Source organism: Sulfitobacter dubius (assembly GCF_027214245.1).
In the GTDB taxonomy this organism is placed as follows: Bacteria; Pseudomonadota; Alphaproteobacteria; order Rhodobacterales; family Rhodobacteraceae; genus Sulfitobacter; species Sulfitobacter dubius_A.
Window position 1 is genome coordinate 153,267 of record NZ_JAPWHM010000004.1, and the last position, 16,080, is coordinate 169,346.

The following is a 16,080-nucleotide window of genomic DNA, read 5'->3' on the forward strand; positions in this document are numbered from 1 at the left end:
TGGATAGGCCCGAGCCTACCTGCGTCGCGGAGGCAAGCAAGCGCCCTGCCCGTGACGTTACGGAAGCTTCACATTCACCCCCGCGCGGCGCGGGCCACTTCGACCTCAGAAAGCCCGTATTTTCCGGCGAATTTGGCGCGGGCGGCCAACAGCCTTGGGTCATCGGGTTTCATTCCCAAGGTGCGGATAAAGGCGATGCGCTGCTGCTGTTTCAAGGCTTCGGTGTCGATATCCGTGCCCATGGCGCGATCGATGATCTCTCCGCCGGGGCTGACATGGAACCACTTGTTGAAGTCGCGGAAATGATGCTGGCTGTGCAGCCGCGTGACATGCCGCTCGACCGCCGTTTTGGGGACCGTCAGATGCGCGGTCATGTGGAACCACTCATAGCCCAAAAAGGTCAGCACCCCGCCCAAGGGCACGATTGCCGTGGCAATCCAAAGGCTTGCGTCAAACCCTAGCAGCGCCGCAATGCCCCAAACCAAAAGAAAATTACTCACGAGCATCGGCAAGGCGACCCAGAGCGGCACAAAGAACAGCCCGTGATTAGTAGGAAAATCATGGTGCCCGTAATGCGCGCGGTAGAGCAGATCAAAGGCCCATTGCCGTTTCGGCGGGTCAAGGTGGAAGATATGGCGGTGCAGATTGTATTCATTCAGCATCTGTGCCGCGATCCCCAGTGGCACCAGCGCCCAGCACCACAGCGGCGCCCCCCAGAGCATCGCCAGAAAGGCCACCGCGCAGGCCAGCCCCATGAGTGACACACCCGTATGGCTGAACATAATCCTGATCCGTGACATCCGCCTGACCTCCCCATCCTGCGCATCCGGTAGGCAAAACTGTAACAAATCGCCCTCGCCCCTGTCGCGCATGACGTTAGGTGCCCTTGGCCGCTTGACCTCCCCCCGCATTCTGGCCCACATCCGCCCATGAGCAAAGCAACACTGACCATCGACCTGCAAGCCATCACCGACAACTGGCGCGCCCTTGACCGCATGACGGAGGCCGAGACCGGCGCGGTCGTCAAAGCCGACAGTTATGGCCTTGGTGCGGCCCGTGTGGCGACAGCCTTGGCCGAGGCTGGCGCACGGCAGTTCTTTGTGGCCTTGGCCGAAGAAGGTGTGGCGCTACGACAGGCCTTGGGCGAAGGCCCGGTCATCAATGTCTTTTCCGGCCATATGGCAGGCGACGCCGAGGCGATTGCCGGTGCCGCCTTGACGCCGATGGTCAACTCGACCGAGCAGCTTTTGCGCCAGCTTGAGACCCTGCCCGGCCATGGCTTTGGCATCCAACTCGACAGCGGCATGAACCGGCTGGGGATGGAGCCTGCGGAATGGGCCGCCCTGCGCGACATCGCACTCAGCCAGAACCCTTCGCTGATCATGTCGCATCTGGCGTGCTCAGACGAACCGGGGCACGAGATGAACGACGCGCAGCTGCGCAGTTTTCACGAGATGACCCAAGGGATCGACGTGCCCCGCTCGCTCTCTGCCACGGGGGGCATCCTGCTGGGTTCGGATTATCACTTCGATGTCACGCGGCCCGGGATTGGCCTTTATGGCGGGCGCCCCTTCACCGATGCGCGGCCTGTGGTTACCCTCGATGTGCCGGTGATCCAAATCCGCAACGTCACCCCGGGAGAGACCGTAGGCTATGGCAACACATGGACGGCGGAGGGCACGGTAAAGCTCGCCACCGTCGCTGCGGGCTACGCCGACGGGCTTCAGCGCGCCATGGGCAATGCGGTCGGGGCCGCTTGCTTCCAACATGACGGCATCCCGCTGCCGATTATCGGGCGCGTGTCGATGGATCTGATCACGGTAGATGTCTCTGCGTTGGATGAAGTCCCCGCGACATTGCAATTGCTGGGGCCAAAGCAGGGTGTCGATGATCTGGCGGATTGGGCTGGGACGATCGGCTACGAAATGCTCACCTCGCTCGGGGCGAGATACGCGCGGAGCTACGCCGAATAGATCGGCGATTTTCCCCCATCTCATATTGGCTGGGCTCCAAGGCGGCGCCCTTTAGCGTGGCTATTTTCCCACAGGTCTGCCCCCGCCCGCTTCGGCCTTCCACGCGATAAATCCCCCCAATCACCGCAAAAAGTTTACGAAAACCTGAGGTTGTGCCATAATGTTGGCAAAACTGCGTTAAATCCTCAGCATAATTCCGCACTGAATGGGAACCAAGAAGGATAAAGAGGCGTTGGTCGGCAGAAACTTGCTTAGTAGCTCTTCCAGGGGGGGAGAAAGTATGTCCCAGCTTCGTTCATTCGCCTACCTCATCCAATTCGCCTTTCAAAGGCTTGCCGTTGTGGTCTTTGCCCTTGCGGCCTTGGCCCTCACCGGGGCCAGCATCATGGCCGGTATCGGCCTTTGGGATTGGATCAGCCTTGATCTTCAATATGGCGGTGAGCCTGTTGAAAACGCCGGGATGTACGCCCAGCTAGCCTTGACCGTTCTTGCCGTGGGCCTGTGTTTTTTCCTGCCCACCAACCGCCGCGTCATGCAGCTTGAAACCTCGCACCGCCAGTTCAATGTTGGCATGCAGGACGTGGCCCGCGCCTACGGTGCCGTGCACGCCGCCGACCGTGCAGAGACCTTTCAGATGAGTTCGGAATTCGATTCGGTGCGCGAACGTCTGGCCTATCTGCGCGATCATCCCGACCTCAGCACGCTGGAACCCGCTGTGCTGGAAATGGCCGCACAGATGAGCCACGTGGCCCGCGATCTGGCCGAAGTTTACTCGGATGAAAAACTGGCCCGGGCCCGCAGCTTCTTGAAACAGCGCCAAGAAGAGGTCGAGTTGTTCAACAGCCGTCTGGATCAGGCCAAAGCCATCTCGACAGAGATGAAACATTGGCTGCACGAGGTCGAACTTGAAGAAAGCGTCGCCGTGGCCCAGCTTGAGCGCCTGCGTGACGAGATGCGTGAGATCATGCCAGAGCTTGGCCTTGAGCGTGTGGTGCAGACCGAAGCCCCCGAGCGCCAGCCGGAGCCGACATCGCTCGACAATATCGTGATTGATCTGCCTCCCAAAGCTGCCGAGTAACACCGGCGGCAGCATCCGGCCCATTGGGTTCCCCCCCGGGATCATCACCCAAAGGCCGGATGCTTTTCCTTTGACGCCATCCGGCACCTGCGCGAAAAGGGCCCATGGCCAAATCCTCCTCAAGTTTTTCTTGCACCGAATGCGGCGCAAAACATTCCAAATGGTCCGGGCGCTGTGACGCCTGTGGCGCTTGGAATTCGATCGTCGAAGACAAGGGCATCTCCGCAGGCCCGCCCAGCAAATCCTTGGGCGCACGGCGCGGCTCTGCCATTGAACTCACCGATCTTGCCACCCAAGAAACCCCGCCACCGCGCGCCCGATCAGGTATTGCCGAGTTGGACCGCGTTCTAGGCGGCGGCTTGGTGCCCGCTTCGGCGATCCTTGTGGGCGGCGATCCGGGCATCGGCAAATCTACCCTACTACTTCAAGCTGCCGCGCATTTTGCGAATTCGGGTCTAAAGACGATTTACGTCAGCGGAGAGGAAGCCAGCGCGCAGGTCCGCATGCGCGCCCAACGACTGGGCCTTTCCGAAGCGCCGGTCAAACTGGCGGCGGAAACCAATCTGCGCGATATCCTCACCACGCTGGAAGCCGAACGGCCACAGCTTGCCATCATCGATTCCATTCAAACCATGTGGGCCGATAACGTCGAAAGCGCGCCGGGCTCGGTCAGTCAGGTGCGCGCCGCGGCGCATGAGTTGACCAGTTTTGCCAAACGGCGCGGGGTTGCCGTGATCCTCGTAGGCCACGTCACCAAAGAAGGCCAGATCGCAGGCCCGCGGGTGGTGGAGCATATGGTCGACACCGTTCTTTATTTCGAAGGCGAGCGGGGCCACCAATTCCGCATCCTGCGCGCGGTCAAAAACCGTTTTGGCCCGGCGGATGAAATCGGCGTGTTCGAGATGACGGGCGGCGGTCTGTCTGAGGTCCTGAACCCCTCGGCGTTGTTTTTGTCGGAACGCGGCCAACCCTCCCCCGGATCGGTGGTCTTTGCGGGCATCGAAGGCACGCGCCCCGTCTTGGTCGAGCTTCAGGCGCTCGTTGCCCCCTCACCCCATTCCCAAGCGCGCCGCACCGTGGTGGGGTGGGATTCGGGCCGCTTGGCGATGATCCTAGCCGTGTTGGAGGCACGCTGCGGGATTCCTTTTGCGGGGCTGGATGTCTATCTCAATGTGGCAGGCGGCATGAAGATCTCGGAGCCCGCCGCCGATCTGGCCGTGGCTGCCGCGATCCTTTCGGCCCGAGAAGACGCGGCCCTGCCCGCCGAAACCGTTGTTTTCGGGGAAATCAGCCTGTCCGGTGCGCTGCGCCCCGCCAGCCAGACGGAAAACAGGTTGAAAGAGGCGCAAAAACTTGGTTTTACGAGCGCTATTGCACCGCGCGGCGGGAAAGCCGTGGGTGCGACCGGAATTGCGCTGAATACGATGAGCGATCTGACCGGATTTGTTGGCGAAATTTTCGGGGCGGGCTGATCCCCCCTTAGACGAGGGCGAGAACGCGCATGGACGGTTTTACCATTATTGACGGGGTGGTCGCGGTGGTCATCGTGCTATCGGCATTGCTGGCCTATGGCCGCGGGCTGGTGCGCGAGATGATGGCGATTGTCGGCTGGATTGCAGCGGCAGTGCTGGCCTTTCTCTTTGCGCCGCAGGTTGAGCCGCTGGTGCGTGAACTGCCCTATATTGGCGAATTCCTTGCCGACAGTTGCGAATTGTCGGTGATCGGCGCCTTCGCGCTGGTCTTTGCCGCCGCGTTGATCGTGGTTTCACTTTTCACACCGTTGTTCTCTTCGCTGGTGCATCGTTCGATGCTGGGCGGCCTCGATCAAGGGCTTGGCTTTATTTTCGGTGTCGTGCGCGGCGTGCTGTTGGTGGCGATTGCCTTCTTCGTTTACGACACGGTCATCACCGGTGAGCGCACGACAATGGTCGAAAACAGCCGCTCCGCCGCTGTATTCTCGCGCTTTACCGGCCAGATCGAAGAAAAAGACCCGCAAGAGGCGCTTGGTTGGATCACCAACCGTTATGAGGCGCTCGTCGGGAAATGTAGCGCCTAAAGCGGTCACAAACTCTTAACACTATCGTTTTAGACAGGCGGCCAGAACAACGGGCCGCCTGTTTTGCATTTGGGGCATATCCGGGACTGGCAGCGGTGCACCCGCTGCACAGTTCTCGACCCCTCGGCACGCTTTATCGCGCCTGTCGCTACTTGCGGGCGACATGCGGGGTGACAGTCGGGTGCGAAGCCCCTACATAGGCACCGACCCCACCCGGATTCGGAGTTGCCCCGTTGTCCAAGCTCATGCCACCCGCCCATCCCTTTGACACATCCTACCTGCGCGACAGCGGAGATGAGGATAAACTGAAGGAGGAATGCGGCGTTTTCGGCGTGGTTGGCGTTGCTGATGCCGCCACTTTCGTGGCCCTTGGCCTCCACGCCCTCCAACACCGCGGACAAGAGGCAGGCGGCATCGTCAGCTATGATCCCGAAGCTGGTTTCCAATCGGCCCGACGGTTTGGCTATGTCCGTGATAACTTCACCTCACAGGATATCATGCAGACCCTGCCCGGCGAATTGTCCATCGGCCATGTGCGCTATTCCACCTCCGGCAACAAAGGCCCCACCGCGATCCGCGATGTGCAGCCTTTCTTTGGCGAGTTTGCCATGGGCGGTGCCGCAATTGCGCATAACGGCAACATCACCAATGCCAACGCGCTGCGCCGCGAGTTGATCGAACGCGGTTCGATCTTTCAGTCTTCCTCGGACAGTGAGTGCATCATTCACCTGATGGCACGGTCGTTGCAGCGCAATATTCCCGAACGGATGGAAGACGCGCTGCGCCGGGTCGAAGGGGCCTTTTCCGTCGTGGCAATGACCCGCACCAAGTTGATTGGCGTGCGCGATCCGCTGGGGGTTCGCCCGCTGGTTCTGGGCCGTGTTGGCGATGGCTGGGCGCTCAGCTCTGAAACCTGCGCGCTTGACATCATTGGAGCCGAATTCGTGCGCGAAATCGAGCCGGGCGAAATGGTGGTGATCACCGAGAAAGGGGTCGAAAGCCACTTCCCCTTCCGGCGCGTCGCTTCGCGTTTCTGCATTTTTGAGCACGTATATTTCAGCCGCCCCGACAGCATCCTCGGCGGTCGCTCGGTCTATGAAACGCGCGAGAATATTGGCCGCGAACTGGCCAAGGAAAGCCCGGTTGACGCCGATCTTGTCTGCCCCGTGCCCGACAGTGGCACCCCGGCAGCGATTGGTTTCAGCCTTGAATCCGGCATTCCCTACGCGATGGGCATCATCCGCAACCAATATATGGGCCGGACCTTCATCGAGCCGACCGAGCAGATCCGCAACATGGGTGTGCGTCTCAAGCTCAACGTCAACCGCGCGCTTATCAGGGACAAGCGGGTGATCTTGGTCGACGACTCGGTGGTGCGCGGCACCACCTCGCGCAAGATCAAAGAGATGATTCTGGATGCCGGGGCCAAGGAAGTGCACTTCCGCATCGCCTCCCCGCCCACGGCATGGCCCTGTTTCTACGGCGTCGACACCCCGCAGCGCGAAAAACTGCTGGCGGCGACCATGTCCGAAGATGAGATGCGCGATCACCTACAGGTCGACAGCCTCAAGTTCATCTCGCTCGACGGTCTGTACCGCGCGGTGGGCGAAGCCGAAGGCCGAAAGGCCGAGTGCCCGCAGTATTGCGACGCCTGCTTCTCGGGCGACTACCCGGTTACCCCTGCCGATCAGGTCAAGGAAGGGTTCCAGATGAAGCCCGCCGCCGAATAACCTGCCAAGCGGACTGCACCAAAGCAAAGGCCGCGCCCGGAACCCCGGGCGCGGCCTTTGCTTTTTTTTGCCACCCTCGCGGGATCGCTTGATTAGTTCTGCGCCGCAGGCTCGGCCGCATCATTGGCGCTGTCCGTCGCATCATCCACGGCATCGCTGATCGCCTCTCCGGCGGCGTCGACCGTGTCGGTGATCGCCTCTGCCGCGTCTTCGGCGGCATTGGTCACATCCTCGGCCACCTCTGGCGCATTGATCGCCTCAGAGGCTTCGATGGCCACTTCCTGCGGCCCTTTGCCGGTGAAAAGCATATAGCCCGCCAGCGCAATCAACGCCGCCACGACCAACCAGACCAGATTCTTCATTCCATTCCCCTTAATATACGCCCCGCGACGTTAGAGATTACCCCCGGGGCCGCATAGCCGTCAATTGCGCCACATTCGCCCCAGATCAAGGGTAAATCGCCGCAAAGCCCACGCATAGCGCGATTTTGCGGCTTGAAGATGCCCCCCTGCGGGTTTACCTTGCATTCTCGAATTAGGTAACAATCAAAGGACCATCACCATCGCTCGCAGACCCCATAACGCGCCGCCCCAACGTGACACCGGCCCGCGCGTCAACGACAAGATCCGCTCCACTGAAATCCGCCTGATCGGGGCAGACGGCGAAAACGTCGGCGTTGTGACGCCTCAGCGTGCCATGGAAATGGCCGAAGAAGCTGGGCTCGACCTTGTCGAAATTTCGCCGAATGCCAAGCCGCCCGTGTGTAAGATCATGGATTTCGGCAAGTTCAAATATGAACAGCAAAAGCGCGAGAGCGAAGCCCGCAAGAAACAGAAGATCATCGAGATCAAAGAGGTCAAGTTCCGTCCCAATACGGATACGAACGACTACGATGTGAAGATGCGCAATGTCTTCAAGTTTCTCGAAGGTGGCGACAAGGTGAAGGTTACTCTACGGTTCCGTGGCCGTGAGATGGCGCACCAGAACCTTGGTCGTGAGCTTTTGGAGCGCGTTGCTGCGGATACCAAAGACATCGGCCGGGTTGAGAACTTTCCCAAGATGGAAGGCCGCCAGATGGTCATGGTGATCGGGCCCCTGCCCAACAAGTGATCCGCTCTATGTCGGGTCCGCACGGCGGGCCCGATTGATCATCTTACAGCCCATAACGCAAAACGCCCCCGGATCGCTCCGGGGGCGTTTTCACTTTAGGGGTAGGTCTGCTTAGCGCAGCAGACCAGTAATGTTCCGCACGACCGCACGGCGGTTCGCAGGTTCAGCTGACGTCGTCGGCACGCGCAGCTGGCTTTCACCGTAGCCCTGCGTGATCAGGTTGGCAGGCGGTACATCAAAGTACTCCGTTAGAGCCAGTGCAACGGTCTCTGCACGGCGGTCCGACAGGGCGAGGTTGTAGCTCGCATCGCCAACCGCATCCGTATGCCCTTCGACAAGGATCACGGTGCGCGGATCCTTTTCGATCAGGTCACGCAGCGTGGTGCCGATATTGGCAAGCGAACGCGCCTGCTCAGGCTGGATTGCAGCAGAGCCTGTGGGGAAGCGCACGGCGTCCAATTCCAACTGCGGCGCAAGAGAGCGCACCTCACGGATTTCGCGCACCTGACGCAGGGAGAATGTCCGCCCCTGATCGTTGCGCAATTCCGTTTGCAGAGCCTGACGCAGCGCTGCTTCGTCCTGCGTACTGGCGCGCTGAGCCTGCTGGGTTTCTTGAACCTGCGGCAGGTCGTTCACCACAACTTCGCGCTCTTCGACAAGGTCATCCACAAGCACGTACTCGCGGCCCTGTGCGTCAAAGTTGGTGCGGCGCAACACGGTGCCATCGCGCGAGCGAATGGTCTCAACCCGGCTGCCATCGCTCTTGGTCACGATGGTACGGGTGGAGCCGTCGTCGAAGGTCTGAGTCTGCACTTCATCGCCGGGACGACGCAGCAGCGCATTGTCGTCCTTCAGAACACGCAGTTCACCAGTATCGTCCTGAACAACCACACGGTCACCGGAACGGCTGACGATCTTTTCACCATTGTTCAGCACCGACCCTACTGCGACGGCGCCAAGGCCAAGCAGCAAGGCTTTCTCGAAGTCCGACAGACCGCTGTCGTCATCATCCGAGGCCGCGGCTTCGGCTTCGCCGGCAGCGGTCACTTTGGTGTCGAAATCTTCGTCCGAGCTACGCACGTCCTCTTCGGTGACTTCTTCGGTCACTACTTCTGCTTCCGCATCGTTTTCGGCCGCAGCGGCAGCCGCAGCAGCGGCCTCACGCTCGGCACGGCGTTCTTCGCGACGCTCTTCGCGGCGCTCGGCACGGCGGGCTTCGCGGCGCTCTTCACGGGCTTGGATCTGCTCTTCGGTCAGACCAGCGTTGTCCTCTTCGCCCACCGCTTCGCCGCTCATTTCGGCGTCGGTTTCGGCATCCTGCGCGGTAGTGGCAGCAGCTTCGTCATTCTGGACCGTTTCTGCTTCGGTCGCAGTTTCGGCCTCCAACTCGCTTTCGACAGGCTCGGTGGTTTCTACAGTCTCAGTGGTCTCGACGGCTGTATCAGCAGTTGCATCGGCCTCTGCAGTGGTTTCAGCCTCGGCCTCGACTTCCGCGTCCTGCATGGTCTCGGCTTCGACTTCGGCCTCTTGCTCAACCTCAGCCTCGGCCTCTACCTCTTCGTCAACTTCAGCTGTCGCCTCGGCTTCAGCTTCCGACGCAGCTTCGGCGGCAGCTTCAGCTTGCGCCTCTGCAGCATCAGCCGCTTCGTCGGCCTGTTCAGCCACGCTGTCTACAGCGGCAGCGGCGGCATCGCCGGTCGTCTCAACCGCATCGGCGGCTTGATCCAAGACAGAACCGGTTTCCGCTTCGGCCTCGGTTTCAACTTCAGCTTCGGCTTCCACTTCCGCCGATGCTTCCGCATCAGCGCTCAGCCCGGCGATAACGCGCAACTCTTCGGCGTTCTCTACCGTTTGATCGTCAAATGCGCAGGGAAACTCTGTCGCTTCGCCCACGGGGCCGCATTCGGCCAGATTCTGCTCCTGAGCGAAAGCGCCATGCGGGAAGGCCAATGCAAGGCTCAGACCCAGCGAAGTCGTAGATCTCAGTAGGTTTTTCATGTTCACGTCCTCATTATTACGGGAACGCCGTTCGGGCAGCGCTTGTCACCCAACGCATAATGGGGGCGCTGGTTCCGCTATCCAATATCAATACCTTATCCCATGAAAATACCGCGCCCCCATTCGGGGACGCGGCAAAGGTTTACAAAGTGTTATCGACTATCAGGCGATGGCTGCGACAGCGCGGCGGGTCATCACGCCGCAAAGATGCGCGCGGTAGGCGCCGCTGCCGTGCAGATCGCTGATCATATCATCCGAACCGAGGGTCAGCCCCTCCAAAGCACCAGCCTCAAACCGGCCATTCAAAGCGGCTTCGGCCTCCGTCCAGCGGAAGACACCATCGTTCGACGCGCCGGTGATCGCCACCCGCACCCCGTCACCGAACCGGGCGACATAGGCTGCGACCAGCGGAAAGCGTGAGGCGGGTTGGATGAACTTCTCGTAATGCGCGGCCTGCGGAATGGGAAAGCGCACGCCGGTCACGATCTCCCCTTCTTCCAAAGCGGTGGTGAACATGCCCTGAAAATAGTCATCCGCCGCAATTTCTCGCCGGTCGGTCTCAATCGTCGCCCCGCTGGCCAAGGCCCCGGCGGGATAGCAGGCAGAAGGGTCGTTATTAGCAAGCGATCCGCCGATCGTGCCGCGGTTGCGTACCGCCGGGTCACCGATCCGCGCGGCGAGGCTGGCCAAGGCGGGATAGCTCTCAGCGGCCTCGCGCATGACGGTCGCGTGGGTCGTGCCGCCGCCAATCCAAAGCGCGCCGTCGCGCATCTCCACGCCTTTCAACGCATCAATCCCCGCAAGCGACACCAGAACAGAGGGCATCGCCAGCCGCGCCTTCAGCGTGGGGATCAGCGTCTGCCCCCCGCTCAGCGGTTGCGCGTCTTCCTGCCCCAAGGCTTTGACCGCATCTGCCACGCTGCTGGGGCGCTCTACTTCGAAATCATACATCTTTCATCCTTCCCAGAGGCCGTCCGTGCGTCGCCTCTTTGTCCAATACATTTTTCAGTAGGCCAAGGAGCTCAGCCATTCATCGCCTCCCAAACCCGCGCGGGGCTGACCGGCATGTCGATATGGCCGATGTCCTTCCCGCCCGAGCGCATGGCATCCAGCACCGCGTTCACCACAGCAGGCGGCGAGCCAATCGCCCCCGCCTCCCCGCAGCCTTTCACGCCCAAGGGGTTGTGGGTGCAGGGCGTTTGGCAGGAATGATCCACGTCATAGAACGGCAGATCGCTGGCGCGGGGCATGGCGTAATCCATGTAAGACGCGCTGAGCAATTGGCCGTCTTCGTCATAGGCGCAGTTCTCCAACAAAGCCTGACCGATCCCCTGGGCCAAGCCGCCATGCACTTGGCCGGTAACGATCATCGGGTTGACCACATTGCCAAAGTCATCGGCGGCCGTGAACCGCTCAACGGTGACTTGGCCGGTGTCGGGGTCAAGCTCCACCTCGCAGGCATAGGCACCCGCCGGATAGGTAAAGTTCGACGGGTCGTAGAAGGCAGTTTCTTCCAGCCCCGGTTCGATCTCCTCCAACGGATAGTTATGCGGCACGTAGGCCGCCAGCGTCACATCGCCCCAAGCCACGGATTTGTCGGTGCCCGCCACGCTGAACGCGCCGTCCTTCAACTCGATATCCCCTTCCGACGCTTCGAGCAGGTGGCTTGCGATCTTTTTGGCCTTGGCGATGATCTTTTCCGTCGCGCGCACCATGGCACTGCCGCCCACAGCCAGCGAGCGTGAGCCATAGGTGCCCATCCCCATCGGTGTGCGCGCCGTGTCGCCATGGACGATCTCGACCATATTCTCATCGATGCCGATCATATCGGCCACCACCTGCGCGAATGAGGTCTCATGCCCCTGCCCGTGGCTGTGGCTACCGGTCATCACGACGAGCCCGCCGGTGGCATTGACCCGCACCGTGGCGCTTTCATAGAGGCCCGCGCGTGCACCCAGTTGGCCTACAAGGTTCGACGGCGCGATGCCGCAAGCCTCGATATAGCAGTTCACGCCGAAACCGCGCAGCTTGCCTTTGGCTTCGCTTTCCTTGCGACGGGCTTCGAAACCAGCGTGGTCGGCAATCTCCTCTAGCTTATCCATCGTGGCGTTGTAGTCGCCGGTGTCATATTCCACTGCCACCGGCGTGGCATAGGGAAACTCCGTCACGAAGTTCTGTCGGCGCAGTTTGATCGGGTCGACCTTCAACTCATGCGCGGCCTTGTCGATCAGACGCTCCAACTGATAGGTCGCCTCGGGCCGTCCGGCCCCGCGATAGGCATCTACTGGCACGGTATTGGTAAAGACCGCCTTAACGTTCACATAGATCAGCGGCGTTTTGTAATTCCCCGCCATGAGCGTGCCGTGCAGCCAGGTCGGCACCGAGGGCGCGAAGGTCGACAGATAGGCCCCCATATTGGCGTAGGTATCGGTGCGCAGGGCGGTGAAGTTATTATCCGCATCCAGTGCCAATTCGATCTTGGTGACGTGATCCCGGCCATGGGCGTCGGACATGAAAGCCTCGGACCGGCTGGAGGTCCATTTCACCGGACGCCCCACCGCCTTGGCGGCGAAGGTGCAAAAGGCTTCTTCTTGATAGTGGAAAATCTTGGTGCCAAAGCCGCCGCCCACATCCGGGGCAACAACGCGCAGTTTATGCTCGGGGATGCCGAGCACAAAGGCGCCCATCAGCAGGCGGATCACATGCGGGTTCTGGCTGGTGGTATAAAGCGTATAATCGCCAGCCGAGCGGTCGTACTCGCCGATCGCCACGCGCGGCTCCATCGGGTTGGCGACGAGGCGGTTGTTCACCAGTTCCAACGTGGTGACATGGGCGGCGTCTTCGAAGGCCTTGTTCACCGCGTCCTTGTTTTCCTCAACAAAACCCCAGTCGTAGCAGAGATTGCTGGTCAGATCGTCATGCACCTTGGGCGCATCGTCTTTGACCGCCTCCTTCATGTTGACCACGGCGGGCAACTCGCCGATATCGACGACAATCGCCTCGGCGGCGTCGCGCGCCTGCGCCAGCGTCTCGGCCACCACGGCGGCGATGGGCTCGCCCACATGGCGGACCTTTTCATGGGCCAGAACCGGGTGTTTCGGCTCTTGCATCGGTTGTCCATGTTTGTCGGTGATCTGCCAGCCGCAGGGCATCCCGCCGATCTCGGCAAAATCCGCGCCAGTGAAAATCTTTAGCACGCCGGGCATATCCTCGGCGGCAGAGGTATCGACCCCCGTCAGTCGCCCATGCGCCACATCCGAGCGCAGGAAAAACACATGGGTCTGGCGGCGCAGGTTGATGTCATCGGTGTAGCGCCCCGACCCGGTGAGAAAGCGAATATCCTCCCGCCGTTTGCTGCTGGCCCCAATTCCGCTGCTCGGTTCAAAATCCTTTGGCATAATATCCTCCCGTTTGGTGGCGGTGCGGATGCACCTGATCTGTCACGCGGCGCCCGGTTCTGGTGGTCCTCCCTCCGCCATCACCGGTCTGCTCAGCGCGACACTGCTTCCAACGTTACTCTGCCGCCAGCGCGCTGACCTCTTGGCCGCTGGCCGCCATGATCGCTTTGACGATGTTGTGGTAGCCGGTGCAGCGGCAGATGTTGCCGTCAAGGTAATGGCGCACCTCGGCCTCGCTTGGCTTGGGGTTGTCCTTGAGCAGGGCCGCCGCCGACATCACCATGCCCGGCGTGCAAAATCCGCATTGCAGCCCGTGGTGATCCTGAAACGCCTGCTGGATGGTGTTGAGCGTGCCATCGGGAGCCGCCTGCCCTTCGATGGTGTCGATCTTGGCCCCATCAGCCTCAATCGCGAACATGGTGCAGGCCTTGACCGCATTGCCATTCACATGAACCACACAGGCCCCGCATTGGCTGGTGTCGCAGCCCACATGGGTGCCGGTGAGTTCCAGATCATCGCGTAGGAAATGCACCAGCAGCGTGCGGCCTTCGACCTCCCCTGACGCGGGTTTGCCGTTCACGGTCATCTTGACCTGTGTCATGTTCTTCCTCCCAGTCTGACGCTTGTTAGAGGCAGTTAAGCACGACAAGCACTAGTTGAGAACACATATTTTCTGAGGGCTTTCTGTCAGCCACCGCTCGCGCTTTCGCCGGGGTTTCGCGGCTGTGGGCGGGTCGGGATTTCCTTGAGCAGTCCGCCCACCCCCATGCCCGCGATATCCGCGCTGGTGACCGGAATGCCGCATGCCAACCGCGACAGCACCCAATCCGCGCCATTCAGCGCAGGCGAGCGGGCGCAGCCAGGCAGGCCAATCACGGCTCGGGTGCCCAGGTGGCCGAGAAAGAGCAGATTGCCGGGGTCCACAGGCATGCCAAAACGTGTCACCTCGCCGCCTGCAGTGCGCAAAGCCATTGGGGCCACATCATTGATATCGGACGTGGCCGAGGCGGTGAGGATCAGGATCAGATCGGTCTGCGCGGCCGCAATGGCTTCGGCCAGCGGGGCGGTGCGATGGGGAACCGTTGTGGCATCTTTCAGGGTCACGTTCAGGGCCTTCAGCCGCCCCTCCACCGCCGCGCGGCCCTTCTCTCCGGCGCCGCCGGGGACATCGGTGATGATGAGCGTCGCGTCGCCCAAGACGGGTGCCGCAAGGCTCAGCGCGCCCTCTCCCGCTGCCGCACAAGCGGTCTCCACCGCGTCGGCGGGCACGGCGTAGGAGATAATCTTGATCGTTGCCACCATCCCGTTCTCGCCCATCTGCTGATAGGGCGGCACGGTGGCCAGCGTGATCATCGGATGCACCGCGTTCACCGCCTCAAGGGCGGCGCGGTCCATCACCACCACGCCCGGCCCATCGGCCAGCAGGTTCACGCGCCCGGTAAAGGGTTCCGACATCCTTAGCCCCTGCCCGCAAAGGGCTTGGGCCAAACGCGCAGCACCGGCGTCTTCGTCAATGTCACCGGGGTCGAGCTGGGCGACGATCACCTCTGCGATCCCGGCCTCTTTCAGCGCATCGATATCGCCCTGTGCCAGCACCCTACCCTTGCGCAGCCGCCCGGAAGGGACCGCCACGGAATGAGCCAGCGTCGCGCCGAGGGCATCGCTCAGGGGAACCGGGCCGAACCTCATGGCCGACGCAGGCTTTGGATCATCTGAGCAAGGATCGAGACGGCGATTTCGGCGGGGCTTGCCGCCCCAATATCAAGCCCGACCGGTCCGTTGATCCGCGCCGCTTGCGCTGCCGGCACGCCCGCCTCTTCCAATCGCGCAAGGCGGCTGGCCTGGGTTCGGGTCGAGCCGAGCGCGCCGATATAAAAAGCCTCTGACCCAAGCGCCACATGCAGCGCCGGATCGTCGAGTTTGGGGTCATGGGTCAGCAAAACAACGGCAGAGCGGGCATCGAGGTCGATCTCGCGCAGCGCGGCATCGGGCCAGTCGTTCACAAGCCGACAGTTAGGGAAGCGCGCAGGAGAGCCGAAGGCTTCGCGCGGGTCGACGACGATGGGATCAAACCCAGCCTCCCGCGCCATGCGCACCAAATGCTGCGCGATATGCACTGCGCCGACGATCACAAGGCGCAGCGGCGGGTTGTGGATGGCGATGAAACGCCCACTGTCTTCCTCTACGCCAGACCGGTCCCGGCGGAAGCGGTCTTGATGTCCCTCATGCGTCAAGTGGCGGTGGCTGCCATCAAGGGCAACCTCATAGGCCACGGCCTCCCGCGCCGCGCGTTTCGCAACGAGTTCCCGCAGCATCTCTAGGGGTAATGCGTCAGGCCCGACCGGTTCCACCAGCACTTTGATCGTGCCCCCGCAGGCCAAGCCCACTGCGAAGGCATCACCATCGCTCACGCCGTATTCCAGCAGCCGCGTGCGCCCGTCCTCCAGCGCTTCCAGCGCCTCGACCACCACCGCGCCTTCCACACATCCGCCCGAGACTGAGCCCATCATCGTGCCATCGCCCGCCACGGCCAGCTGCGCGCCTGCGCGGCGCGGGGCCGAGCCCCATGTCTCTACCACCGTGGCCAGCGCCACAGGCTGTCCAGCCTCGGCCCATTCGAGCGCCTGTTCGGGGATCCGGTCCATCTGCTGTCCTTTCGCCGTGAGGGCGCAGAGTGTGTTGCAACGCGGGCAAAGGTCAATGCCCGATCCAGCCTTCGGCTTCGCCTTGCACGCAG

14 protein-coding genes are annotated in these 16,080 nt (G+C 61.7%); 6 read left to right on the plus strand and 8 right to left on the minus strand.

Translation table 11 applies throughout. The features are described 5' to 3' along the window. Positions 1 to 74 precede the first annotated feature (74 nt). Positions 75 to 782, minus strand: coding sequence for a sterol desaturase family protein (locus tag O4H31_RS10810; protein ID WP_269345618.1), 708 nt, complete (start codon positions 780 to 782; stop codon positions 75 to 77). A gap of 147 nt (positions 783 to 929) precedes the next feature. On the opposite strand from O4H31_RS10810, the gene alr reads away from it, so the two are divergent. From alr to purF, 5 genes are all read left to right on the plus strand, one after another. Further along, positions 930 to 1,973 carry an alanine racemase gene (gene alr, locus O4H31_RS10815; protein WP_269345620.1) on the plus strand — a complete coding sequence of 348 codons (1,044 nt, stop codon included), beginning with the start codon at positions 930 to 932 and terminating at the stop codon, positions 1,971 to 1,973. A 280-nt stretch (positions 1,974 to 2,253) separates the two neighbouring features. Further along, a complete protein-coding gene (locus tag O4H31_RS10820; RefSeq protein WP_269345622.1) occupies positions 2,254 to 3,051 on the plus strand; it encodes a DNA repair protein in 798 nt (265 codons plus the stop codon). A 104-nt stretch (positions 3,052 to 3,155) separates the two neighbouring features. Then, entirely contained in the window at positions 3,156 to 4,523 is a 1,368-nt protein-coding gene (gene radA, locus O4H31_RS10825) for a DNA repair protein RadA (protein WP_269345624.1), read from the plus strand. 29 nt (positions 4,524 to 4,552) lie between these two features. Continuing rightward, complete coding sequence (locus O4H31_RS10830; protein WP_269345626.1) at positions 4,553 to 5,107, plus strand: CvpA family protein; 555 nt, start codon at positions 4,553 to 4,555, stop codon at positions 5,105 to 5,107. 245 nt (positions 5,108 to 5,352) lie between these two features. Then, on the plus strand, positions 5,353 to 6,837 hold the full coding sequence (gene purF / locus O4H31_RS10835) for an amidophosphoribosyltransferase (protein WP_269346336.1): 1,485 nt from the start codon (positions 5,353 to 5,355) through the stop codon (positions 6,835 to 6,837). Positions 6,838 to 6,929: 92 nt separating this feature from the next. On the opposite strand, the gene O4H31_RS10840 is transcribed toward purF, so the two are convergent. Then, on the minus strand, positions 6,930 to 7,199 hold the full coding sequence (locus tag O4H31_RS10840; RefSeq protein WP_067629134.1) for a hypothetical protein: 270 nt from the start codon (positions 7,197 to 7,199) through the stop codon (positions 6,930 to 6,932). Positions 7,200 to 7,398: 199 nt separating this feature from the next. On the opposite strand from O4H31_RS10840, the gene infC reads away from it, so the two are divergent. Then, positions 7,399 to 7,947, plus strand: coding sequence for a translation initiation factor IF-3 (gene infC / locus O4H31_RS10845; RefSeq protein ID WP_120350915.1), 549 nt, complete (start codon positions 7,399 to 7,401; stop codon positions 7,945 to 7,947). A 111-nt stretch (positions 7,948 to 8,058) separates the two neighbouring features. Here infC and O4H31_RS10850 read toward each other — a convergent pair whose 3' ends face one another. From O4H31_RS10850 to O4H31_RS10875, 6 genes are all read right to left on the minus strand, one after another. Further along, on the minus strand, positions 8,059 to 9,945 hold the full coding sequence (locus O4H31_RS10850; protein ID WP_269345630.1) for an OmpA family protein: 1,887 nt from the start codon (positions 9,943 to 9,945) through the stop codon (positions 8,059 to 8,061). Between the two features lie 162 nt (positions 9,946 to 10,107). Next, a complete protein-coding gene (locus tag O4H31_RS10855) occupies positions 10,108 to 10,896 on the minus strand; it encodes an FAD binding domain-containing protein (protein WP_269345632.1) in 789 nt (262 codons plus the stop codon). A 71-nt stretch (positions 10,897 to 10,967) separates the two neighbouring features. Beyond that, positions 10,968 to 13,343 carry a xanthine dehydrogenase family protein molybdopterin-binding subunit gene (locus tag O4H31_RS10860; protein WP_269345634.1) on the minus strand — a complete coding sequence of 792 codons (2,376 nt, stop codon included), beginning with the start codon at positions 13,341 to 13,343 and terminating at the stop codon, positions 10,968 to 10,970. Between the two features lie 115 nt (positions 13,344 to 13,458). Then, the gene (locus O4H31_RS10865; protein WP_269345635.1) at positions 13,459 to 13,944 is read right to left on the minus strand and encodes a (2Fe-2S)-binding protein; all 486 of its coding nucleotides are present in this window, start codon (positions 13,942 to 13,944) and stop codon (positions 13,459 to 13,461) included. Between the two features lie 86 nt (positions 13,945 to 14,030). Then, on the minus strand, positions 14,031 to 15,032 hold the full coding sequence (locus tag O4H31_RS10870; RefSeq protein WP_269345637.1) for a molybdopterin-binding protein: 1,002 nt from the start codon (positions 15,030 to 15,032) through the stop codon (positions 14,031 to 14,033). Next, on the minus strand, positions 15,029 to 15,988 hold the full coding sequence (locus O4H31_RS10875) for an XdhC family protein (RefSeq protein WP_269345639.1): 960 nt from the start codon (positions 15,986 to 15,988) through the stop codon (positions 15,029 to 15,031). The genes O4H31_RS10870 and O4H31_RS10875 overlap by 4 nt, the downstream gene beginning before the upstream one ends. Between the last annotated feature and the right edge of the window lie 92 nt (positions 15,989 to 16,080).

Bases quoted from the DNA above. Each gene is read 5' to 3' on its own strand.
- O4H31_RS10810 (WP_269345618.1), bottom strand. From the start codon at position 782: ATGTTCAGCCATACGGGTGTGTCACTCATGGGGCTGGCCTGCGCGGTG.
- alr (WP_269345620.1), top strand. From the start codon at position 930: ATGAGCAAAGCAACACTGACCATCGACCTGCAAGCCATCACCGACAAC.
- O4H31_RS10820 (WP_269345622.1), top strand. From the start codon at position 2,254: ATGTCCCAGCTTCGTTCATTCGCCTACCTCATCCAATTCGCCTTTCAA.
- radA (WP_269345624.1), top strand. From the start codon at position 3,156: ATGGCCAAATCCTCCTCAAGTTTTTCTTGCACCGAATGCGGCGCAAAA.
- O4H31_RS10830 (WP_269345626.1), top strand. From the start codon at position 4,553: ATGGACGGTTTTACCATTATTGACGGGGTGGTCGCGGTGGTCATCGTG.
- purF (WP_269346336.1), top strand. From the start codon at position 5,353: ATGCCACCCGCCCATCCCTTTGACACATCCTACCTGCGCGACAGCGGA.
- O4H31_RS10840 (WP_067629134.1), bottom strand. From the start codon at position 7,199: ATGAAGAATCTGGTCTGGTTGGTCGTGGCGGCGTTGATTGCGCTGGCG.
- O4H31_RS10850 (WP_269345630.1), bottom strand. From the start codon at position 9,945: ATGAAAAACCTACTGAGATCTACGACTTCGCTGGGTCTGAGCCTTGCA.
- O4H31_RS10855 (WP_269345632.1), bottom strand. From the start codon at position 10,896: ATGTATGATTTCGAAGTAGAGCGCCCCAGCAGCGTGGCAGATGCGGTC.
- O4H31_RS10860 (WP_269345634.1), bottom strand. From the start codon at position 13,343: ATGCCAAAGGATTTTGAACCGAGCAGCGGAATTGGGGCCAGCAGCAAA.
- O4H31_RS10865 (WP_269345635.1), bottom strand. From the start codon at position 13,944: ATGACACAGGTCAAGATGACCGTGAACGGCAAACCCGCGTCAGGGGAG.
- O4H31_RS10870 (WP_269345637.1), bottom strand. From the start codon at position 15,032: ATGAGGTTCGGCCCGGTTCCCCTGAGCGATGCCCTCGGCGCGACGCTG.
- O4H31_RS10875 (WP_269345639.1), bottom strand. From the start codon at position 15,988: ATGGACCGGATCCCCGAACAGGCGCTCGAATGGGCCGAGGCTGGACAG.